At 75.3% G+C, this 20,748-nt stretch carries 19 protein-coding genes; 6 read left to right on the top strand and 13 right to left on the bottom strand.

Annotated features, from left to right (window positions below; translation table 11 throughout):
* Positions 1–600 precede the first annotated feature (600 nt).
* Complete coding sequence (locus ACIA5F_RS18690; RefSeq protein ID WP_399354236.1) at positions 601–2,742, bottom strand: HelD family protein; 2,142 nt, start codon at positions 2,740–2,742, stop codon at positions 601–603.
* 291 nt (positions 2,743–3,033) lie between these two features.
* On the opposite strand from ACIA5F_RS18690, the gene ACIA5F_RS18695 reads away from it, so the two are divergent.
* Together ACIA5F_RS18695 and ACIA5F_RS18700 are read left to right on the top strand one after the other, a co-directional pair.
* Complete coding sequence (locus ACIA5F_RS18695; protein ID WP_399354238.1) at positions 3,034–3,219, top strand: hypothetical protein; 186 nt, start codon at positions 3,034–3,036, stop codon at positions 3,217–3,219.
* Between the two features lie 110 nt (positions 3,220–3,329).
* On the top strand, positions 3,330–4,205 hold the full coding sequence (locus ACIA5F_RS18700) for a glycosyltransferase family 87 protein (protein WP_399354240.1): 876 nt from the start codon (positions 3,330–3,332) through the stop codon (positions 4,203–4,205).
* 88 nt (positions 4,206–4,293) lie between these two features.
* On the opposite strand, the gene ACIA5F_RS18705 is transcribed toward ACIA5F_RS18700, so the two are convergent.
* The 4 genes from ACIA5F_RS18705 to ACIA5F_RS18720 form a co-directional block, all read right to left on the bottom strand.
* Positions 4,294–5,937 carry a DNA repair helicase XPB gene (locus ACIA5F_RS18705; RefSeq protein WP_399354242.1) on the bottom strand — a complete coding sequence of 548 codons (1,644 nt, stop codon included), beginning with the start codon at positions 5,935–5,937 and terminating at the stop codon, positions 4,294–4,296.
* A gap of 123 nt (positions 5,938–6,060) precedes the next feature.
* The gene (locus ACIA5F_RS18710) at positions 6,061–6,729 is read right to left on the bottom strand and encodes a DUF4291 domain-containing protein (protein WP_399354244.1); all 669 of its coding nucleotides are present in this window, start codon (positions 6,727–6,729) and stop codon (positions 6,061–6,063) included.
* 114 nt (positions 6,730–6,843) lie between these two features.
* On the bottom strand, positions 6,844–7,215 hold the full coding sequence (locus ACIA5F_RS18715) for a hypothetical protein (RefSeq protein ID WP_399354246.1): 372 nt from the start codon (positions 7,213–7,215) through the stop codon (positions 6,844–6,846).
* Between the two features lie 90 nt (positions 7,216–7,305).
* Positions 7,306–9,687, bottom strand: a complete 2,382-nt coding sequence (locus ACIA5F_RS18720; RefSeq protein WP_399354482.1) for a helicase C-terminal domain-containing protein — start codon at positions 9,685–9,687, stop codon at positions 7,306–7,308.
* A gap of 367 nt (positions 9,688–10,054) precedes the next feature.
* Here ACIA5F_RS18720 and ACIA5F_RS18725 point away from each other — a divergent pair, with 367 nt between their 5' ends.
* Together ACIA5F_RS18725 and ACIA5F_RS18730 are read left to right on the top strand one after the other, a co-directional pair.
* The gene (locus tag ACIA5F_RS18725) at positions 10,055–11,137 is read left to right on the top strand and encodes a hypothetical protein (RefSeq protein WP_399354248.1); all 1,083 of its coding nucleotides are present in this window, start codon (positions 10,055–10,057) and stop codon (positions 11,135–11,137) included.
* Between the two features lie 149 nt (positions 11,138–11,286).
* Positions 11,287–12,003, top strand: coding sequence for an HAD family hydrolase (locus ACIA5F_RS18730; protein ID WP_399354250.1), 717 nt, complete (start codon positions 11,287–11,289; stop codon positions 12,001–12,003).
* Between the two features lie 108 nt (positions 12,004–12,111).
* Here the strand turns inward: ACIA5F_RS18730 and ACIA5F_RS18735 are convergent, their stop codons facing one another.
* On the bottom strand, positions 12,112–12,390 hold the full coding sequence (locus ACIA5F_RS18735; RefSeq protein ID WP_399354252.1) for a hypothetical protein: 279 nt from the start codon (positions 12,388–12,390) through the stop codon (positions 12,112–12,114).
* Positions 12,391–12,568: 178 nt separating this feature from the next.
* Between ACIA5F_RS18735 and ACIA5F_RS18740 the strand changes: the two genes are divergently transcribed.
* Entirely contained in the window at positions 12,569–12,952 is a 384-nt protein-coding gene (locus tag ACIA5F_RS18740; protein WP_046906547.1) for a cold-shock protein, read from the top strand.
* A gap of 217 nt (positions 12,953–13,169) precedes the next feature.
* On the opposite strand, the gene ACIA5F_RS18745 is transcribed toward ACIA5F_RS18740, so the two are convergent.
* The 4 genes from ACIA5F_RS18745 to ACIA5F_RS18760 form a co-directional block, all read right to left on the bottom strand.
* Positions 13,170–14,030, bottom strand: a complete 861-nt coding sequence (locus ACIA5F_RS18745; RefSeq protein WP_399354254.1) for a 1,4-dihydroxy-6-naphthoate synthase — start codon at positions 14,028–14,030, stop codon at positions 13,170–13,172.
* Positions 14,017–14,775, bottom strand: a complete 759-nt coding sequence (locus ACIA5F_RS18750) for a futalosine hydrolase (RefSeq protein WP_399354256.1) — start codon at positions 14,773–14,775, stop codon at positions 14,017–14,019. Before ACIA5F_RS18750 ends, ACIA5F_RS18745 begins: the two co-directional genes overlap by 14 nt.
* 13 nt (positions 14,776–14,788) lie before the next feature.
* Complete coding sequence (locus ACIA5F_RS18755; protein WP_399354258.1) at positions 14,789–15,274, bottom strand: DUF2771 domain-containing protein; 486 nt, start codon at positions 15,272–15,274, stop codon at positions 14,789–14,791.
* A gap of 731 nt (positions 15,275–16,005) precedes the next feature.
* Positions 16,006–17,472 (bottom strand): MFS transporter, encoded by a 1,467-nt coding sequence (locus ACIA5F_RS18760; protein WP_399354260.1) that lies wholly within the window; start codon positions 17,470–17,472, stop codon positions 16,006–16,008.
* 401 nt (positions 17,473–17,873) lie between these two features.
* On the opposite strand from ACIA5F_RS18760, the gene ACIA5F_RS18765 reads away from it, so the two are divergent.
* Positions 17,874–18,806 (top strand): DUF3027 domain-containing protein, encoded by a 933-nt coding sequence (locus ACIA5F_RS18765; RefSeq protein ID WP_399354262.1) that lies wholly within the window; start codon positions 17,874–17,876, stop codon positions 18,804–18,806.
* A gap of 85 nt (positions 18,807–18,891) precedes the next feature.
* Here ACIA5F_RS18765 and ACIA5F_RS18770 read toward each other — a convergent pair whose 3' ends face one another.
* From ACIA5F_RS18770 to ACIA5F_RS18780, 3 genes are all read right to left on the bottom strand, one after another.
* Positions 18,892–19,917, bottom strand: coding sequence for a WD40 repeat domain-containing protein (locus tag ACIA5F_RS18770; RefSeq protein ID WP_399354264.1), 1,026 nt, complete (start codon positions 19,915–19,917; stop codon positions 18,892–18,894).
* Positions 19,918–19,998: 81 nt separating this feature from the next.
* On the bottom strand, positions 19,999–20,463 hold the full coding sequence (locus ACIA5F_RS18775) for a hypothetical protein (protein ID WP_399354266.1): 465 nt from the start codon (positions 20,461–20,463) through the stop codon (positions 19,999–20,001).
* A gap of 86 nt (positions 20,464–20,549) precedes the next feature.
* Positions 20,550–20,732: a DUF397 domain-containing protein gene (locus ACIA5F_RS18780; protein WP_399354268.1), complete on the bottom strand. Its 183-nt coding sequence runs from the start codon at positions 20,730–20,732 to the stop codon at positions 20,550–20,552.
* Positions 20,733–20,748 lie beyond the last annotated feature (16 nt).

Genomic DNA, 20,748 nt, shown 5'->3' on the forward strand with positions numbered 1-20,748 from the left:
GGGGGGGGGGGGGGGGGGGGGGGGGGGGGGGGGGGGGGGGGGGGGGGGGGGGGGGGGGGGGGGGGGGGGGGGGGGGGGGGGGGGGGGGGGGGGGCGGGGGGGGGGGGGGGGGGGGGGGGGGGGGGGGGGGGGGGGGGGGGGGGGGGGGGGGGGGGGGGGGGGGGGGGGGGGGGTTGGGGGGGGGGGGGGGGGGGGGGGGGGGGGGGGGGGGGGGGGGCCGGTGCCGGGTCGGGGTGCGTGCCGGGACTCATGATTTATGGCGCCCTGGGCCGGGTGGAAAGGCGCGGGCTGGGTGCGCGCCAACAAATCACGTTTTACGTCCCGGCACGCACCCCGACCCGTCCCCGTCCCTGGCCGTCACGGGCCTGGGGCCCCGTCTCGGTTGCTGTTCCCCGTCTCCCCGTCTGATCGTTCCCGGCTGATGGCCCCCGTCCCCGTTCCGTCCCCGTTCCGTCACCGGTTGGTCGTCTGCCCGTTTCCGGCCGATGGTTCCCGTCTGTGGGTTGTTTCCGTTCTCGGTTCCGTCCCCCGTCTGTGGGGGCCTTCCCCGTTCATGCCCTCCATTTCCGGTTGGTCGTCTGCTGAATTCAGTCAGGTGGGTCAGGTGAGGGCAGGGGGGAGGGGGGTGGTGTGGAGGAGGGTGAGGCCGGAGACCGCGCGCGTGAGGCAGACGTAGAGGCGGCGCAGGCCCGTGCGTTCGTCCGGTTCGGCGGAGACGATGGCGGCGGGCTCGTCCAGGACCACGTAGTCGTACTCCAGGCCCTTGGCCAGGGAGGCCGGGACGAGTGTCAGGCGGGAGTCCGCCGTGGTCTCCTCGCCCGGTGACAGGTGGGGCAGGCCGGCGGCCAGGAGGGCCTCCGACAGGGCCGGAATGCGGGAGTCCGCCGCGATCAGGCCGGTCGAGCCCTCGTGTTCCAGCGCGGTGCGGCAGGCCGTGACCACGGAGGCCGTGAGGTCCGCCGTCTCCTCGACGCGCAGGGAGCCCGGGGTCTCGCGGACCGAGGAGACCGGGGTCAGGCCCGGGGAGATCGACGGCAGCAGGCGGGAGGCGTACGCGATCACCTCGCGCGGCACACGGAACCCGGCCGTCAGCTCCTCCAGTACCGCCTCCGGCTTGCCCAGGTGCGTCAGGGCCTCGTCCCAGCTGCGGGTGGCCCAGGCGGTGGTGCCCTGGGCGAGGTCGCCGAGGACGGTCGCCGAGCCCGTCGTGCAGCGCCGTCCCACCGCCCGGTACTGCATCGGGGAGAGGTCCTGGGCCTCGTCGAGGACGACATGGCCGAGCGAATGCGTCCGTTCCACCAGGTCGGCGGCCTCGTCGATCAGGACCAGGTCCGCCGCCGACCACTGCGCGGACTTCACGCTCCGGAAGGGCTTCGGCCACAGCAGCAGCTCCTGCTCGTGGTCCGAGAGGATTCCGTCCGCGTGGGCGGCGAGGAAAGCGGGGTCGCCGAGGAGCCGCAGGACCAGCTTCGCCGGTTCCACCAGCGGCCAGATCTGTTTCACGGCCGCCTTCACCGCCGCGCTGCGCGCCACCGCGTCCTGCACCCGGTCGTCCGGCGCCTCGCCCGCCTCCTCCATCCGGACGAGGACCGCGTGCGCGATCCGCTGCGGCAGCGCGTCGCGGGCGGCGCCGTAGCGGATGTCGCGGTCGCGCAGCTCCTGGGCCATCGCGGCGAGCTCGTACGGGGGCACGCGCCACCTGCGGGAGCCCCGGACCACCATCAGCGGCTCGGTGGGCTCGGTGAGGTGCGACCGGAGCGCGCGGCGCAGCACCTCGGCCATCCGGGCGTCGCCCTTGACCACGGCGGTTTCGGCCGGGTCCGTGCCGCGTACCTCCAGGCCGGCGCGGGCGACCAGGTCGTCGACGGTGGCCTGCCGGACCTCCAGCTCGCCCAGGGCCGGGAGGACCTGCTCGATGTAGTGGAGGAAGGAACGGTTCGGCCCGATGACGAGGGTGCCGGTGCGGGCGAGGCGGTCACGGTGGGCGTACAGCAGGTACGCGACCCGGTGCAGGCCGACCGCCGTCTTGCCGGTGCCGGGGCCTCCCTGGACGCAGACGGAACCGGAGAGGCCGGAGCGGACGATCTCGTCCTGCTCGGGCTGGATCGTCGCGACGATGTCCCGCATGGGGCCGACGCGCGGACGCTCGATCTCCCGCTGGAGGAGTTTGCTGACGGGGGAGGGACCGTACGTCTCCCCGGCGGGCCCGTCCGTTTCCCCGGTGGTGCCGGTGGGTGCGCCGGTGGCCGGGGTGCTGAGCTGTTCGTCCTCGTACGCGGTGAGTTCGCCGCCGGTGTAACCGAAGCGGCGGCGCAGCGAGACGTCCTGCGGGTCCTTCCTGGAGGCCCGGTAGAACGGCTGGGAGACGGGTGCGCGCCAGTCGATCACCATCGGGTCGCCGGCGGCGTCGTGGACGTGGCGGCGGCCGATGTAGAACTGCTCGCCCCCGGCGCCCTCGGCGAGTTCCGCGCCCGGGGCGTGCAGGTAGGTGAGGCGGCCGAAGAAGAGGGGGGTGTGGACGAGGTCGGCGAGGGCTTTGACGCGGTCGTCGATCTGGGCCCGCAGGACGATCGAGTTGACCCAGTTCGCGGTGACGTCGCGGATGTCGAGGGACTCGATGTCCTCGCGCATGGCCCGGAGCGCGGCGCGGGAGGCGGCGAGGTGGGCGCGTTCGCGGTCCAGGGGGTGGTGGTCGGGTTCGGGACGGGTTCCGGTCTCGGACTCGGGGGCGTGCGCGGGCACGGTACTGCCTCCTGGGGCTGCTGATTCGGATGGGACCCACGTGATCGGTACGGGACAGCCCTTACGCGGCAAGAGCGGAGATTCTAGCCACCGGGGGTGAGGGGTGCGAATGGTTTTGGGAGGCCATGGGCCCCTGGGGGTGGTTCCCCCCTACGGGTGTCATACCGGGGAGTGTCAGACCTGAGGCAGGGGTGGACGGGGTCGGCATGGGCCGGGAGTAGTACGGGGGAGGGCCCGGGATTCCGCCCCGAGGGCGATGTGCCGGGCGCCGCGAAAACGCACCATGGATACATGAGCACCGCAACTCTCACCTCGATCCAGGGCGGCCGCCCGAGCGGCGCCACCGCCTTCTCCGATTCCCGTTCCCGGCACCGTCTCGGCAGCGTGCTGCGCGCCGTGAAGGTCTTCGCGGCGACCGCCGTGAGCGTCGTGGTCCTGGGTGAGTACGCCGAGGACGTGGGCGTCATACGCCGCTGAACCGGGCAGCTCGCCGGGGTGGTGGCGCGGCGCGCGGCCGGGCCCCGGTCCGTGCGGCGCCGTGGCCGGAACCGGTGGTGCGGGGCGGCTGATCCACTAAGGTCACGCGCGTGAACCGGAGCCCCGACCCCAGCCGCTCGCCGTCGGCTCTCGTCGGCATGCTGGTCACGGGTTCGCTGCTCGTGCTCGGCCTGTTCTGTCTCGTCTCCCGTGTCCCGGTGGCCGAGGCCCTCGTTCTCGCCCTCGCCGCCGCCGAGTGGCGCCCGCCCGCCGCGTACCCGCCGTTCGCGGCGATCCTCTTCACCCCCGCCGCCTGGCTGCCCGCCTGGGTCCTCAAGGCCGTACTCGTCCTCGGCAACGCCTGGCTGCTCGCCCTGCTGGTCCTGCTGTCCTGCCGCCTCGCGGGGCTGCGGGCCCGGCCGGGGGCCGTCCTGGCCGTCACCGTCGCCGGGCTGTGGCTGGAGCCCCTGTTCCAGAATCCGCTGTCCGGCCAGATCAACCTGGCCCTCACCTGCCTGGTCCTGTGGGACCTCGGCAGGCAAGGTGCCGCGCTCGGCAAGGGCTTCGCCCTGGGCGTCGCCGCCGGGATCACCCTGACCCCGGCGGTCCTCGTCCCCTACCTGCTGCTGACCGGCCGGGTCCGGGCCGGGCTGACCGCGCTGGCCGGTCTCACGGGCACCGTGCTGCTGGGCCTGCTGGTCCTCCCGCAGGCGTCCGCCGAGTTCTGGGCCCGGCACCTGCCCGCCACCGGCCGGAGCCTGCTGCTGGACTGGCCGCACCTGTGGGTCTGGTGCCTCCCGCTGCTCACCGTGGCGCTGGCGGCCGTGGTGCGCGGACCGGCCCGCCGGTCCACCGGGGCCCCGGACGACCGGGTCCCCGCCCCGAGATCACCCTTCAGGAAGGAGACCACCCGCCGTGCCGGAACCCCGCAGGACCACGAGAGCCGGCCCGCCGGGCGTCACCGGGTACCGCGCCCCGACCGCTGAGCGGACCCGGCCGGGCGGAGGGGCCCGTTCCTCCCCGCCCGCTTCCCCCCGGTTCCCTCAGTCGCGCCGGCCGCCGTTCCCGGGGAGGTCAGTCGGTCGCCAGGAGTTCGTCGGCGTCCATGATCCGGTAGGCGTAGCCCTGCTCGGCGAGGAAGCGCTGGCGGTGCGCGGCGAAGTCCTGGTCGATGGTGTCGCGGGCCACGACCGAGTAGAACCGCGCCTCGTGGCCGTCCGCCTTCGGGCGCAGCACCCGGCCCAGCCGCTGGGCCTCCTCCTGCCGGGAGCCGAAGGTTCCGGAGACCTGGATGGCGACCGTCGCCTCCGGCAGGTCGATGGAGAAGTTCGCCACCTTCGACACGACCAGCACACTGATCTCGCCCTCGCGGAAGGCGTTGAAGAGCTTCTCGCGCTGCGCGTTGGAGGTCTCGCCCTTGATGACGGGGGCGTCCAGGTGCTCGCCGAGCTCGTCGAGCTGGTCGATGTACTGACCGATGACGAGGGTCTGCTCGCCCTGGTGCTTGCGCACGAGCGCCTCGGTGACCTTCCGCTTGGTCGCGGTCGTCGCACAGAAGCGGTACTTCTCCTCCGTCTCGGCCGTCGCGTACGCGAGCCGCTCCGACTCCGTCAGGTTGACCCGGACCTCCACGCAGTCGGCGGGCGCGATGTAGCCCTGCGCCTCGATCTCCTTCCACGGCGCGTCGAACCGCTTGGGCCCGATGAGCGAGAAGACGTCCGACTCGCGGCCGTCCTCGCGCACCAGCGTGGCGGTCAGACCGAGCCGGCGCCGCGCCTGGAGGTCGGCGGTGAACTTGAAGACGGGCGCGGGCAGCAGGTGCACCTCGTCGTAGAGGATCAGGCCCCAGTCCCGGGAGTCGAAGAGCTCCAGGTGCGGGTAGACGCCCTTCCGCTTGGTCGTCAGGACCTGGTACGTGGCGATGGTGACGGGCCGGATCTCCTTGCGGGTGCCGGAGTACTCGCCGATCTCCTCCTCCGTCAGCGAGGTCCGCTTGACCAGCTCGTGCTTCCACTGCCGGGCCGAGACGGTGTTGGTCACCAGGATCAGCGTGGTCGCCTTGGCCTTCGCCATGGCACCGGCGCCGACCAGCGTCTTCCCGGCGCCGCAGGGCAGCACGACCACCCCGGAGCCGCCGTGCCAGAACCCCTCGACGGCCTGCTGCTGGTAGGGCCGCAGCGCCCAGCCGTCCTCGACCAGGTCGATCTGGTGGGCCTCGCCGTCCACGTACCCGGCGAGGTCCTCGGCCGGCCAGCCCAGCTTGAGCAGGGTCTGCTTGATCTGCCCGCGCTCGGAGGGGTGCACGGCCACCGTGTCCGGGTCGAGCCGCGCCCCGACGAGCGGGATGATCCGCTTGGAGCGCAGGATCTCCTCCAGCACGGGCCGGTCGGTGCTGGTCAGGACCAGCCCGTGGACGGGGTGCTTGGAGAGGGTCAGGCGGCCGTAGCGCGCCATGGTCTCGGCGACGTCGACGAGCAGCGCGTGCGGGACGGGGTAGCGGGAGAACTCGACGAGCGCGTCCACGACCTGCTCGGCGTCGTGCCCGGCGGCCCGGGCGTTCCACAGCCCCAGCGGGGTGATCCGGTAGGTGTGGATGTGCTCGGGAGCCCGCTCCAGCTCGGCGAAGGGAGCGATGGCACGCCGCGCCGCCCCGGACAGCTCGTGGTCGACCTCAAGCAGAAGGGTTTTGTCACTCTGGACGATAAGCGGACCATTCACGCGAGGCGCCCCGTTTCACTCAGGTCAAACCTCCAGTGTGCCGTACGGCGGGGCACGGGGGAACCCGGCATGCGGGCGGACCCGGTACCCGTACGTGGCACCCGCGGTACGCCCCGGGCCGTGTCAGGCGTCGAGGTGGGGGAGCGGGGGCGCCGGGTACGGGGGCTGTGGGGGGAGCAGGGCGCGGGCCGCGTCCGGGTCGCCGGAGCGGAGCAGGGCGTGGATCTCCCGGGCCAGCGGGGTCACGTCGCGGACGGCGACCGTCCACGTGTCGGCGTACGCGCGGGAGGCGGGCCCGGACAGGCCCAGCTGGAGGGAGCGGTACGGGAGCGGGTTCAGGTGGAGGTCGCGTTCCGGGTCCCACTGCGCGCGGACCGGGGAGCGGGCGAGGTCGCGCCGCCAGCTCGCCCGGTCCGCGTGCACGTGCGGCGCGTAGTGCGACAGGCGGGCCCGGGCCAGTGCCGCGTCGAAGCCCTCGCGGGTGATCTCGACGGCCAGCACCGTCTCCTGGTCCGCCTTGGTGGCCCAGCCGCAGCGGTACATCATCCACAGGAACGACGGCTTGATCCATGTCATCCGCTCCCGCTTCCAGGCGGGCGGGAACCGGCCGTCGCGGGCGGCCGGCAGGCCCAGGTGCGGGCCGTACGCCTGGTAGACCGTGACCGTGTCGGCGGTGTGCGCCGCGCGGATGCCGCGCGGCGGGGTCCCGGTCGCGGGCGCCCCGGTCGCGGCGGCGGGGGCCGTGGGCGCTCCGGTCGTCGTGGTCACGTCGGGCGCGGGTGCTTCGGTCATGGAGGCAGGGTGCGGGGTCCCGGACCCGCGTGGCCAGCGGTTTTCGCCGCCCCACCCGCCTGCCGGGGCCGGGGCTTGGGCCGGTTGGTGCGGGGCTTGTGCCGGGGCGGCGGGTCAGACCAGTTCGCCGGTGCAGGACCCGTGGGTGGCGCAGACGTAGCAGGCGTACCGCATGCAGCCGGTGCACAGGCCGATGTTCTCCAGCCGGTAGCGGTCACCGCAGCTCTCGCAGAAGACCCGCTCACGCAGCATCGCCTCCCAGCCCTCGTCGCCGCCGATGGCTTCGTGCGAGGCGGTGACGTACTCCGCCTCCGTGGTGTCGGGGTCGATCCGGTGCCGGAGGTGCCAGGAGTGGACCGCGAAGAACGCCTTGCCGGTCACCAGGTGGCCGCGGTCGCGGCCGTCGCGGGTCCACGCCTCGGCGATCCGGCTGATCCGCTCCCCGAAGGGCACTGCGCAGTCGAGAACCACGTGGTCGCTCTTCACCGCCGCATGGTGCGGCCGGAGCCGCCCCCGGGGGAAGACTCCGGCACCGGCCCGCCGAGCCCCGCCGCCCCCCTCACCCCACCCGACCCGTCAGACCTGGTCGTCCGCCAGTTCCGCCACGCCCGTGATCCGGTGCAGGGCGTACGTCCGGACCTCGTCCGCCGTGTGGTCGTAGCCGGTGACGAAGCCGCCCTCCACCCGGACCGGGTCGATGACCCGCTGACTCGCCGAGCCCTCCGCGTTCACGTAACCGATCCACACCGCCGAGCCCGTCAGCGCCGCCGCCTGCACGGTCGCCAGGGTCTCCGCCGCGCTCGTCCGCGGGAGCCCGCCCGGGACCGGGGCGCCCGCGGCCGGGCCCGCGGGCGGTTTGCGGACGACCGTCGAGGCCAGGTCGCCCGCGCGGATGGCCCGTACGGCCGCGCCCAGCAGCGGCGCCCCCGGTACCGGCGGGCCGTCCGGGACGGGTGCGGGCGCCGGGCGGGCCGGGGTGCGGTGGGCGGTGTCCCGGGACACCAGCACGTCGCCGGTCCGGGACTCCGCGGCCGGGGCGTACCCCATCGCCCGCAACCCGTCGAGCAGGGCGGCGGGTTCGGCCTGCGAGGCCAGCACGGTCGACGCGAGGCGGCGCAGGCCCAGCCCGGCCGAGCGCTTGTCGGCCAGGATCTCGTTCAGCATGCCGTCGTCGTCGCAGCGCACGTACGAGGAGGCCACGCCGACCCGCAACTGCCCGTGCCGCCGGGCGACGTCGTCGATCAGGTACGCCAGCGGCTGCGGGACCGGGGTCCGGCTGTGCTCGGCGAGGAAGGCGTGCAGGTCGGTGGCGGTGTGCCCGGCGTCCAGGGCGCGGCGTACGGAGCCGGGCGTGAAGCGGTACACCGTCGCCCCGCCCTTGGACTCCACCTCCGCGAGCACCGCCAGGGTGTCGCCGAGCGGGCGGCGCAGCGGTCCGGGGGCCACGGCCGTCAGGTCGGCCTGGAGCAGGACGTGGTCCACCGGCTCGGGGAGCAGCGGGGCCAGCGGCGGCGCCGGGTCGCGGTGTTCCAGCAGGGCGCGGCCGTGCGCCGAGAGCGCGCCCCGGCCGGTGACGCCGAGGAGCTCCGCCTCGGTCAGCGTCCAGTGCGCGAGCCGGGCCCGCAGGTCGCTCGTCCCGCGCACCGGGCGTTCCCAGGCGAGCCGGGCCAGCAGCGCGGCCGGGTCGGCGGAGCCGCCCTCGGGCAGGGCGGCGAGGAGTTCGAGGACGCGCCGGCGCACCTCGGGGGCGGCGGAGCGGTCGAGTCCGGGGCCCAGCGCGGCGAGGGTGCGGCCCTTGCCGTCCTGGTCGCCGACGAGACCGGCCGTGCGGGTGGCGGGCAGCCAGGCCACGGCCAGCACCGCCCACCGCTCGGCGGGCGCCAGGGCGGTCCAGGTGTCGAAGGCGGGCGTGGGCGCGTACCGCTCGTCCGTCTCCCCGTCACTGGCCAGCAGTCCGGCGGTGTAGGCGAGTTCGGTCCAGAACGCCGTCGCCGGCTCGGTGGTGTCCACGGTGGCCGCGGCCCGCTTCAGGTCCCGTACGGAGAGCCCGCCCGCCCGCAGCACCACCGGGCCGGTGTGCTCCCAGGACTTCACCAGCTCCTCGACGGTGGACAGCGCGGCCAGTGCCTGACCGGCGGCGTTCGCGTCCACAAGCTGTGGACGGTGTTCGCGGTGCGTGCCGACCGGCGGGGGCAGCGGCGCGGTGTCCCGGTGCGCGAGGCCGCCGCGCAGGTGCAGCGCCACCTCGCGGGGCAGGACGACGGTCCGTGCCGAGGTGGGCAGCAGCAGCCCCCGGTCGCGCAGCCAGCGCACGGGCGGGGCCGGATGCGGGGTCACCTCCCCGTACGGCGGCCCCCACACGAGCCGCCCCAGCACCTGGTGGGCCTCGGCCGGGGCCTGGTCCAGCAGGGCAGACATCCGCTCCGGGTCGGTGAAGAGCCCGGTCAGCGCGGTCACGGCGGAGACGGGGTCATGGGTGGCGGGCAGCCCGGCGGTGGCGACGATCTCCTGGACGCGGGTCGGCGACATCCCGGCCGTGGCCTCCGCGACGGTGGGCCCGAGCCCGGTCGGGGAGGGCCGTCCGGGCGAGGGCGCGAGCAGTTCGCGGGCGGTGCGGACCAGCCGCAGCCGGTCCTCGTCGCCCCACACCAGGGCCTGGTCCCGCAGGACGCCCAGGGTGCGGGGGAGCGCGGCGCGGGCGGGGCTCTCGCCGGCGTTCGCGCCGTGGTGGCCGGTCAGCAGCGCCTCCAGCACCGGGTACGGACACGGTTCCGGGGCGACCGCCAGGGCCTCCGCGGTCTGGAGCGCGAACCGGTCGAGGTGGTCCAGGGCCCGGATCACCGAGGCGCGGGTACCGGCCCGGGTGGCGAGCTGGGTCATGTCACCGGGCACCGGCACGAGCAGGTCGGGGCGGGCACGCAGCAGCGCGGCGAGCGCGGTGTCGTCCCGGGTGCGCAGCGCCTCGGCGAGCGACCGCGGAGCCGCCGCCCCACCGGAGCCACCGGAACTCGCGCCGGAGCCACCGGAACCGGAGCCTCCCGTACCCGCGCTCGTACCCGCGCTCGTACCCGGGCCGTCGGAGCCGCTCGTACCCGGGCCGCCCGTACCGGCGGCTCCCGTGCCTGCGGGGCCGTCCGGCCCGGCGTCCGCCGGGGGTCCCGCGGAGCCTTCCGCAGCAGTGCTTGCCTCGGGCACAGTCGCCTCCTGGTCGCGTCGGCCGGTAGTCGGCCGGTCCCCATCCGGTCAACGGTATCCGCTGCGTCCACGGCGGCTCCACGGGCGCACGCGCTACCTTTCCGGCAGGCGGTATGGGAGGAGCCGGGGCATGGGGATCGAAAGCGACCATCTTGTCTACGAATATCTGAGCCGGGTCGGCGACTTGGCGCACCGACGACAGCTCGCCTCGGCCGACCGGATGCGGCTGGTGGCGGGGTTGCGGGACGAGATCGACCGTCGGCGCGCCAAGTACGAACCGGAGACCCCGGCGGCCGTCCGCCGCATCCTGGAACGGATCGGCACGCCGGAGGAGGTCCTGGACACCCTCGGCAGCCTGTCGGCCCCGGACCGGCCCCCGGGACCCGCGCCGGGTGCCGCACCGGGCTCCGGTTCCGGTTCCGTGGCGCAGGCTCCGCCGCCCGGCCCGGTGCCGTCCGTGCCGCCGGTGCCGGTCGTGCCCGTGCAGCGCGGCACCGGTCTGCTGCGCCGCAAACCCGTCGTGCCTCCGCCCCGCCCGGCGGACACCGCGCCCGCGCCCCCGCACCTGGCCGGGCTCGACGAACTCGGGCCCGGGGACGGCGCCGAGCCCGACTGGTGGCGCGTCGCCCCGGGCGCGTACGGCTCCGGCCCGCAGGTCGAGGGCTTCGCGGGCGGCATCGAGATCCCCGACCTCTTCAAGAAGGGCCCGGAGGACGAGGACGAGGACGAGCCGGGTCCGAAGTCCCCGCCCGGCCGCCCGGCGCGGGCGAAGGCGCTCGTACGGGGGGTGCGCGAACGGCTGCGCGCCAAGCCGGCCGCGGCGCCGCCCGGAGCGGAGAAGGCGGAGAAGGAGGGGAAGCAGGAGGCCCCGGCCGCCCGGCCCCGGCCGAACGTCTTCCTGCTGCTGGCCGCGGCCGTCCTCGTCGCGGGCGTGGCCACCGGCTCCTGGCTGCTCCTGGTCGTCGGCTGGCTCCTGCCCTACGGCTCCCGCGTGCTCGGCCCCGTCGAGCGCAAGTGGACCGTCCTCGGCCCGCCCGGCGCCGTCCTCGCGGGCGCGGCGCTCTGGCTCTGGGGCCGGATGGACGGCCGCTGGGGCGAGGCCCTGACCAGCGACCAGCTGGGCGCCGCCCTCCAGGGCATGGGGCCGTGGCTGGCCCGCACGGCGGGCGTCGCCTCCGCGCTGTACCTGGTCTGGCGGGCCCGCAGGCGCTGACACCCGGCCTCGCCGCCCGCCGCGCCCGGCCTCGCCGCCCGCCGCGCCCGGCCTCGCCGCCCGGGGCACCCGTACGCCGGGGTCGGTACCTGCGGTCCCGGCCCCGCCGCCCGGGGGCCGGACCGGTGCCCCGGCACGCCCTCGGCACAATGGCGGCCATGAGCTCCGAGACCCCCGCCCCGCCCGCCGCCCCGTCCACCGCGCCCGCCGCGCACCCGCTGACCGTCGGCTTCGACCTCGACATGACCCTCATCGACTCGCGCCCGGGCATCAGGGCCGTCTACCGGGCCCTGTCGGCCGAGACGGGAACCTTCATCGACGCCGACGCGGCCGTCTCACGGCTCGGCCCGCCGCTGGCCGAGGAACTCGCGCTCTGGTTCCCGCCGTCCGAGATCGCGGCCATGGCCGACCGGTTCCGGGCGATCTACCCGGCGTACGCCATCGCGCCGACCCCCGCGCTGCCGGGCGCGCGCGAAGCCGTCGAGGCCGTGCGGGCGCTCGGCGGCCGGGCGATCGTCGTCACCGCCAAGTACGAGCCCAACGCCCGGCTCCACCTGGAACACCTCGGCATCGTTCCGGACGCGGTCGTCGGCGGCCTCTGGGCGGAGGGCAAGGCGCGGGCGCTGCGGGAGTACGGCGCGCGGATCTACGTCGGCGACCACGTGGGCGACGTACGCGGGGCCCGTGCGGCGGGCGCGCTGTCGGTGACGGTGCCCACCGGCCCGTGCCCCGGGGCGGAGCTGCGGGCGGCGGGCGCGGACGTGGTGCTGGCGGACCTGACCGCGCTGCCGCAGTGGCTCGCCGCGCACACCGGACACAGCGCGCACACCGGGCGCCAGGAGGAGCAGGCGGAGCCGGAGGTCTGACGGGTCACGGCACCGGCGGCCGGGGGAGCGCACGGCGGAGCCCGGCCCCGGTCCGGGGCCGCCCGGCACGCGCCGGGCGGGGCTCCCGGCGGGGCTCCGGGCCGCCCGTCAGGTGGCCCGGGGGGCCGCCGGGGCCGCCGCCTGGGAGGCGCGGGCCGCCCGGCGCTGCGCGGCGGCCGAGCGCAGCACGCCCGCCGCCGAGATGGCGAAGCCGACGCCCATGAGCATGCACAGCGCCCAGGCGTAGGACGGGAACGGCTCGGTGCCCAGGAACAGCGGGGCCATCGTCGCCAGGGTCGCCACGGCGCCGAGGATGAAGACGACACCACCGGCCTTGACCAGTGCGTCGCCGGGCCGCGCTTCGTCGGGATGAGGAGTAACAGTCACGCCACCAGGGTAGTTCCCTGGCCGAAGCGGACGACAGCGAAGGACCGGGTAACGACTTGTCACCGGCCCCTGGACCACTAGCCTTGAACCGGCGGGTAGCGACAGGACCCGCCGCGCTGCTCTCCGGAGCCGTCCCACGGCCCCCCGGACCCGACGAACACAAGGACAGAGGACGGACGTGCCTACCGGCAAGGTCAAGTGGTTCAACAGTGAGAAGGGCTTCGGCTTCCTCTCCCGTGACGACGGCGGCGACGTCTTCGTCCACTCGTCGGTACTTCCCGACGGTGTGGACGCGCTCAAGCCCGGTCAGCGCGTCGAGTTCGGCGTCGTCGCCGGACAACGCGGTGACCAGGCACTTTCGGTGACGGTACTGGACCCTACGCCTTCCGTCGCGGCAGCCCAGCGGCGCAAGCCCGACGAACTCGCGTCGATCGTGCAGGACCTGACCACGCTGCTGGAGAACGTCACCCAGCAGCTGGAGCGGGGCCGCTACCCCGACAAGGCGCACGGCGGGAAGATCGCCGGAATGCTCCGCGCGGTGGCCGACCAGCTCGACGTCTGATCCCTCTGATCCTCCCGCGGCCCCTCCCGCGGACCCCTTCCGCGACCCATCCCCACGACAGTGCCCCGCCGCTCACCGGAGCCGGCGGGGCACCGTCGTAGGGGCCGTACGGGTACGGTCGCCCGCGCCCCGGGCCCGGCCCCCGCGGGGGGGCCTCATGGGTGCGTACGGGTACGTACGGGCACTACGGGAATCACGGCAACCCCTAGGGAAACCCTTACGGGAAGTCCAGCGCGCCCGCCGGGACGGGCGGGACCAGGCCCTCGGCCGCCGCCCGCGTCAGCAGCCCGCGCACCGCCGCGTACCCGGACTCGCCGAGACCGGCGGTGAACTCGTTCACGTAGAGCCCGATGTGCTGGTCGGCGACGGCCGGGTCCAGCTCCTGGGCGTGGGCGCGGACGTACGGCCGGGACGCCTCCGGGTCCGCCCAGGCCATCCGCACCGACGTGCGGGCCGCCTCGGCCAGGGCCCGCAGCCGCTCGGGGCCCAGCGAGCGCCGCGCGATGATCGCGCCGAGCGGGATCGGCAGCCCGGTCGTGGACTCCCAGTGCTCGCCCATGTCCGCCAGGCGGTGCAGTCCGTAGCCCTGGTAGGTGAAGCGGGCCTCGTGGATGACCAGTCCGGCGTCCACCCGGCCGTCACGGACCGCCGGCATGATCTCGTGGAACGGCAGCACGACCACCTCGCCGACCCCGGCGGGCAGGACGTCCGCCGCCCACAGCCGGAACAGCAGGTAGGCGGTGGAGCGCTCGCTCGGCACGGCGACGGTCTTCCCCGCCAGCTCCAGGCCGGGTTCCCGGGCCAGCACCAGCGGCCCGCAGCCGCGCCCCAGCGCGCCGCCGCAGGGCAGCAGCGCGTACTCCTCCAGCACCCAGGGCAGGACCGCGTACGACACCTTCAGCACGTCCAGCTCACCGCGTTCGGCCATGCCGTTGGTGACGTCGATGTCGGCGAAGGTGACGTCGAGGGCGGGCGCGCCGGGGACGCGGCCGTGCGCCCAGGCGTCGAAGACGAAGGTGTCGTTGGGGCACGGCGAGTAGGCGATCCGCAGCGGGTCGCGAAGGTCACCGGTGCTCATGGGGGTCTCCCTGCTGCGCGAGCGCGAGTACGGGTCCCAGCGCGCGGAAGCCTTCGGTCAGGGCGGCCAGGGCCTCCCCGATCCGCCAGGCGTCGCGGTCGCGCGGGCCCACGGCGTTGGACACGGCGCGGATCTCCAGTACGGGCAGCCCGTGCGCGGCGGCGGCCTCGGCGACCCCGAACCCCTCCATCGCCTCGGCCCCGGCCAGCGGGTGCCGGGCGGTCAGCTCGGCGGCGCGGGCGGCGGTGCCGGTGACGGTGGAGACGGTGAGCACGGGCGCGAGCAGGGCCCCGGTCGCCTCGGCGGCGCGGGCGGCCAGCTCGGCGGGCGGCAGGTGCACGCTGTGCCCGAAGCCGAGGGCCCGGACGTCCACGAACCCGTCGGGGGTCTCGGCGCCCAGGTCGGCGGCGACGATCGCGTCGGCGACCACGAGCGAGCCGGGCGGTGCGGCGGGAGCGAACCCGCCGCCGATCCCGGCGCTGACCACGAGCCCGTAGTCGGCGAGGGTCAGGGCGGTGGCGGTGGCGGCGGCTGCCGCCGCGGGGCCGACGCCACCGGCGAGGACGTCGAAGGCGATGCCCGGGAGGTCCCGGCGCACGACGCGGTACCCGCTCCCGGACTCCGTCCGGGAGGACCCGGTGAGCAGGGTGCGCGGCTCGGGGCCGGGGGTGTCCGGATGGGGGGTCAGGCCGGTGGTGACGGAGTCGGCCTCCGCCGCCACCGCGGTCACGACGAGCACGCGCACCGGGGGCGTCCGGTTACTTGAGCTTGAGGTTGAAGGTCCAGACGGCGAGCGGCTTGCCGTCCTTGCCGAGCTCCACGAAGGCCAGCTTCTTCGAGTCCGGGACCTGGCCCTCGCCGCCGGTCGCGAAGACGTCGGCGCCCGCGAAGCTGCGGTAGGTGTTGGAGGAGGGCTCGGTGATGGGCTGGCCGTCCAGGACCGCCTGCCACTGCTTGCCGTCCTCGACGACCTCGGGCTCGACCCCGAGGCGCAGGGTGTCGCCGCGACCGTACTCGATGGTCTTGGCGTCCTTCAGATGGGTGAGGCACTCCTGGACCTTGTCCAGGGAGAGTTCCTTGGCGTCGCGGCAGGCGGCTTCGGCGGACACCGAGGAGGTGCCGATCGTCACGGTCGCCAGCGGCGTCGGCTTCTCGCAGGCGGACAGGAGGAGGAAGCCGGCGGACACGGCTCCGAGGGCCGCGACACTGCGGCGGGCCCTACCCGGGGAAAGCGTTGCGGTCATGAGCCGAAGGCTATCGGGCCGCCCGGCCCCGCCGCCGCACGGGGGTCCCGCCGACCCGCGGCGCGCCGCGCCCCCCGGGCTCCGCCCGGGCCTTGACGGGTACCCGGGCCCGGGTGCGCCCCCGTACCTCTGATGCGGGGGCGCACCCCGCACCCAGAACCCCGGGCTCCGCCCGGACCTGTACCTCCGGCTTCGCCCGGGGCGGGACGGGGACTTCGTCCCGCTCCGGGCTTCGCCCACAACCCACCCCCAGGCTCTGCCCGAGCCTTGACCGGCACCCGGCCCGGGCCCAGGACCCCGGGCTCCGCCCGGACCCGGGCAGGCGAAGCCGGACCCGGGCAGGCCCGTATCCCCGGCGGCAGCCGGGGAGGCCGGACCCCGCGCCCGGGCCGTCCCGACCCGGGCGCCGGGGTCCGCACCTTGACGCGGGGCTCCGCCCCGGTCCCACCCCCCGGTCCCACCCCCCGGTCCCACCCCCCGGGCTCCGCCCCGGTCCCGCACCCGGACCCCGCACCCGCGCCCCAGGCTCCGCCCGGGGTGGGACGAGGGCGCGCCCGCCCCGGGACCCGCACCGCCCCGGGGACTTCGTCCCACCCCGGCCCCGGGCCGCGCCCGGTTCCGCACCTGCGCGCGTACGCGTCGTTTCACGTGAAACGGCGCCCGGGGTTTCACGTGAAACGGCGCCCGGACCGGCCCCCGCACCCCGGTACCCCGCCAGGTGGCCCCGGGCGTTACGCGACTCTGGGGCGGGAGGTGCCCGGGTGGTGGTGGGGGGTGGAGTGGAGGCCGCGGAGGGCGGTGGCCGTGCCCAGGGCGGCCGTCGTCGCGGCGACGGCCATGCCCAGCACGCCGTTGAGCGGCAGGGCGATGCCGATCGCGCCGCCCAGCACCCAGGCCATCTGGAGCAGCGTCTCCGAGCGGGCGAAGGCCGAGTTCCGCACGGACTCCGGCACGTCCCGCTGGATCATCGCGTCCAGCGACAGCTTCGCCAGGGCCTGGCTGAACCCCGCCGTCGCGCCCAGCACCACCGTGAACAGCCCGCTGAAGAAGACCGCCGCGACCACCGCGACCCCGAGCGTCAGGGCGAGCACCGCCGCGACGATGGCCTCCGGCGCGCGGGCCCGCAGCCACGCGCCCACCGCCGTCCCGCACGCGTTGCCGAGCCCCGCCGCGATCCCGACGACGCTTAGCGACACCGCCGCGCTCTGCCCCGACAGCGGATGCTCGCGCAGCAGGAACGCCAGGAAGAAGATCAGGAACCCGGAGAGCCCGCGCATCGCGGCATTGGCCAGCAGCCCGCACAGCACCGACGGCCCCACCGTGCGCAGCCCCGGCCGAGGGGACCGCGCCTTGCGCGCCGACGCACGGGAAGAGGCAGAAGCGTCACGGGAAGAGGCGCGCGAAGTGACCCGGGAAGAGACCCGCGCCGGGACGCGTGGTGCGAGGCGCGGGGTGTCGCGCGTCGAGAGCCGGGCCCGGCGCTCGCCCTTGGCCTCGTCCACCTTGTGCGGGAGCGTGAACGCCGCGAAGGTGCCCCAGACGAAGATCGCGCAGGCCCCGTACAGCGGCCACGGCGGCCCGATCGCGTGCAGCGCGACCGCCACCGGCGCCGCCGCGCCCGTGGCCAGCAGCCCGGCCAGCGTGACCCGCGAGTTGGCTCTGACCAGCAAAAACCCCGGCGGGAGCAGCCTCGGCACCACCGCGCTGCGCACCACCCCGTACGTCTTGGAGGCGACGAGCACGCCCAGCGCCGCCGGGTACAGCTCCAGCCCGCCCGTCGCCACGGCGCCCGACATCGTCAGCGCCAGCAGCGCCCGCGCCAGCATCGCGCTCGCCATCGCGGCCCGCCGCCCGTGCGGCAGCCGGTCCAGCAGCGGGCCGATCACCGGGGCCAGCAGGGTGAAAGGCGCCATGGTGATCAGCAGGTACAGGGCGACCCGGCCGCGCGCCTCGTCCGTGGGAACGGAGAAGAACACCGTCGAGGCCAGCGCCACGGTGATCATCACATCGCCGGCGCCGTTGATGGCGTGCAGCTCGATCAGTTTGCCGAGCCCCGACTCGCCGGCCCCGTTCGCGTGCGTGGCCCGCCGGATGCCCCGCGCCGCACCGGCCACGGGCCGCCGTACGGCACGGCCGACGGCCCGGCCGGCCCGTCTGACCGGTCCCGGGCCGACGGCGGACGACCGTACGGGTGCCACCCGGCCATACTGCCCCACCGGACTGCCCCACCGGGCCCTCCCGGACCCCTCCCGGCGCGTCCCGGACCCCCTTCACAGCCCTTCGCAGCCCCTCACCGGCCCTCGCGAGCCGCCTGACCGGCGGCGGGCTTGTCGGCGAATCGGACCTCGCATGTGGGCCCAGGGCTTCGGAGGAGGTAGCGTGCGTAGCGCGCCACCGGCGGTTGCTCTTGGCCGCGCGCCTCTTCGCGATCCCGCAGAATGGATCGCAGGTAGGTGCGCCCGAGGCCGATCGGGTGCGGACGTCGACGCGGCCCTCTGGTCCGCTCCGCCCGCGCCACGTACGGACAGGACCGACGGGTCGTTGTGGACGACAGTACGGACGGCGCACTCGTGAGACGGCGTAGGAGAGAACGAGACCAGTGAGTGCTGCGACGACGCGAAGCCGTACCCCGCGTACCCCCGACCGCCTCTGCGCCGAGGCGGTAGACCTCGCCCGCACGGCGGCCGAGGAGGCCGCCTTCCCCGGTGTGGTGGGCGCGCACGTCTCCGTCGTGGCGGAGGGCGACCGGGTCGTCACGCACTTCTTCGAGTGCAAGGAGCCGGGCTACCGGGGCTGGCGCTGGGCCGTCACGGTGACCCGCGCCTCCCGCGCGAAGAACGTCACCCTCGACGAAACGGTGCTGCTGCCCGGCGAGGACGCCCTGCTGGCCCCCGAATGGGTGCCGTGGAGCGAGCGGCTGCGCCCCGGCGACATGGGCCCCGGCGACCTGCTCCCCACCGACGCCGAGGACCTGCGGCTGGAGCCCGGCTGGTCCGGCGAGGACGCCCCGCCGCCGAACTCGGTGGTCTCCGCCGAGATGGCCGAGCTGGCCGAGGCCGAGGACGCCGAGGTCACCGACCTGACCGTGGCCCCGGTGGTCCCCGTACGCGGCTCCATCGCCTCCGTCGCCGAGGAACTCGGCATGCGGCGCGCCCGCGTCCTGTCCCGCTACGGGCTGCACAGCGCGGCCGACCGCTGGGACGAGTCGTTCGGCGCGAAGACCCCGATGGCGCAGGCCGCGCCCGCCTCCTGCGTCTCCTGCGGTTTCCTCGTCGCCATCGGCGGCTCGCTGGGCCAGGCGTTCGGCGTCTGCGCCAACGAGTTCGGCCCGGCGGACGGCCGTCTGGTCTCGCTCTCGTACGGCTGCGGAGGCCACTCCGAGGCCGCCGTCATGCCGAAGCCGCTCCGCCCGGCGCCGCCGGTGCTCGACTCGATGGCCTCGGACGTCTTCCCGCTCCGCCCGGCCGCCGAGACCGTCCCCGGCGCGGACGAGGACACGGACCTCCTGGCCGCCGACCTCGGCCACTCCTGACCGGCGGCCCCGGGCCCCTTGCGGGCCCGGCCGCCCGTCAGCCCGCGCACGCCCGCAGCCGCGTACGCCCGTCAGTCGTCTGCTGTCAGCCGTCGGAGCGGCGGCGGCGCCGGACCAGTCGCCGGCCCGCGAGGACCAGGACCGTTCCGACCGCCAGGACGAGGGCGCCCTTCGCGAAGGAACCGTCCTCCGCTCCCGTCCCGGCCGCCGCACCGGCCGCAGGCGGCGAGGCGGGCCCCGCCGAGGTCCCGGCGGAGGGCGCCGGAGCCGCCCCGGGCGCGGCGGACGCCGGGGCCACCGGGACCGCGACGACCCGGCTGTTCGCGCCCTCCGAGCCGAACATCAGCGCCGAGCCGTCCGCCGTGTACGTCACCGACTCCGCCTGCCCCTGCCACGGCGCGCCCAGCGATTCGCCCTCGCCCTGCGGACGCCCGTCCTTCCACGGATAGGTCCGCGCGAAGAAGTACCCGCGCAGCGTGAGCCGCCCGCCGTCCGGCGAGAACGCCCCGTCCGTCACCCACGGCACGTCCGCGACCCGCCGGAACACGTTCGTCCCGCCCGTGGAGAGTTGCGCCGGGCCCTCGTACAGCCCGCCCTTGTCCTCGCTCTTGCTCGCGATGTAGACGCGGCCCGTCACCGGGTGCACCATCAGCGCCTCCGCGTTGCGCGCCCCGCCCTCGTACCGGACGGTGAACTGCGTCGCCTTGACCGTGACGTCGCGCAGCTCCTTCGGCTCCGGGAAGCGGTAGATCCACACGTGGTCCCAGGTGCCGTTCTTGTTGTCGCCGATGTCCCCGACGTACAGCTGTCCGTCCGGCCCCAGCGAGATCGCCTCGACGTCACGCGGCTGCCCGGTGCCGGTCAGCGTCACCCGGGCCACGGTCCTGCCGGTCGCGGAGTCCACCGCGTAGACGTACGGGCCGTCGTCGCTGTCGTTGTGCGTCCAGTACACGCCGGGGTGGGCCCGGCTGGCCGCCAGCCCGCTCGACTCCTTGATCCGTGGATCGGCGAGCGTGAACGAGGCCGCCCCCGCCCCCGGCGTTTCGGCCGCCAGGGCCGTACCCGGCAGCAGGGCGAGAACGAGTACGGCGGTCACCGGCATCAGACGCATCCCCCCACCCTGCCAGCCCCCGGGTGCCGGTCGCGGGCGCGGGGGTGCGCGTACGTCGTTCCGTGCGGCGGGAGCCGGGGGTCAGAAGTTCTCCTGGAGCTGGTACTCGGGCTCCCGGGACCGGCCGGAGCGTTCCGTGTGGACCAGGAGGCAGAACACCTTGGCCTCGCTGTGGAAGGTGGCGCCGAAGCCGGGGTGCTGGACGTGGTCCCCGTACGAGGCGGCTGCCTGGATCTCGTCGTTGCCCGAGTTGGTCAGGGCGGTGGCCAGGTACGCGCAGACCTGGGCGGGTGTGGTGGCCTTCTCCTGGTCGTACAGCTCTGGCCAGGGGATCTGTACGGGGACTTCCCCGGTGACGGGTGTGTCCGTGTCCTCGTGCTTGACGCCCGGCGGGAGGGCTCCGGTGATCCCGACCCAGACCCGGGAGCCGGACGTGAAGGTGACGGCGAGTCCGATGCGGCGCCCGTCCCACGTCTCGACACCGGCGACTTCGGGTGCGGCGGCGAGGGCGGTGGCGGCGAATTCGTGGAAGCGCTCCGGGCGCATGTGCGGCCTTCTCCGGGGGTCGGCATGGGCAAGCGGCCGGCCTGTGCGCGCACAGACCGACCGTGTGGGGCGGACGCCGCGTGGCGTCAGGGCTGAGCGATGTGGTGGACGAAGGCGGTCCACCGGGAGCCGCTGAACGTGAGGACGGGGCTGTCGGTGAGCTTGCTGTCGCGGAGACGGATACCAGTGCTGGTGTCGTCGGCCACCTCGACGCAGTCGTCGCGGACACCGCTGTAGGTGCTCTTGTGCCAGGCCAGGGCGTCGGTCATGGGTGATCCTTTGCGA

The sequence above is a fragment of the Streptomyces sp. NPDC051567 genome, from assembly GCF_044454165.1.
In the GTDB taxonomy this organism is placed as follows: Bacteria; Actinomycetota; Actinomycetes; order Streptomycetales; family Streptomycetaceae; genus Streptomyces.

Bases quoted from the DNA above. Each gene is read 5' to 3' on its own strand.
- ACIA5F_RS18780 (WP_399354268.1), bottom strand. From the start codon at position 20,732: ATGACCGACGCCCTGGCCTGGCACAAGAGCACCTACAGCGGTGTCCGC.
- ACIA5F_RS18755 (WP_399354258.1), bottom strand. From the start codon at position 15,274: ATGACCGCAACGCTTTCCCCGGGTAGGGCCCGCCGCAGTGTCGCGGCC.
- ACIA5F_RS18775 (WP_399354266.1), bottom strand. From the start codon at position 20,463: ATGCGCCCGGAGCGCTTCCACGAATTCGCCGCCACCGCCCTCGCCGCC.
- ACIA5F_RS18710 (WP_399354244.1), bottom strand. From the start codon at position 6,729: ATGACCGAAGCACCCGCGCCCGACGTGACCACGACGACCGGAGCGCCC.
- ACIA5F_RS18730 (WP_399354250.1), top strand. From the start codon at position 11,287: ATGGCGGCCATGAGCTCCGAGACCCCCGCCCCGCCCGCCGCCCCGTCC.
- ACIA5F_RS18695 (WP_399354238.1), top strand. From the start codon at position 3,034: ATGAGCACCGCAACTCTCACCTCGATCCAGGGCGGCCGCCCGAGCGGC.
- ACIA5F_RS18770 (WP_399354264.1), bottom strand. From the start codon at position 19,917: ATGCGTCTGATGCCGGTGACCGCCGTACTCGTTCTCGCCCTGCTGCCG.
- ACIA5F_RS18745 (WP_399354254.1), bottom strand. From the start codon at position 14,030: ATGAGCACCGGTGACCTTCGCGACCCGCTGCGGATCGCCTACTCGCCG.
- ACIA5F_RS18725 (WP_399354248.1), top strand. From the start codon at position 10,055: ATGGGGATCGAAAGCGACCATCTTGTCTACGAATATCTGAGCCGGGTC.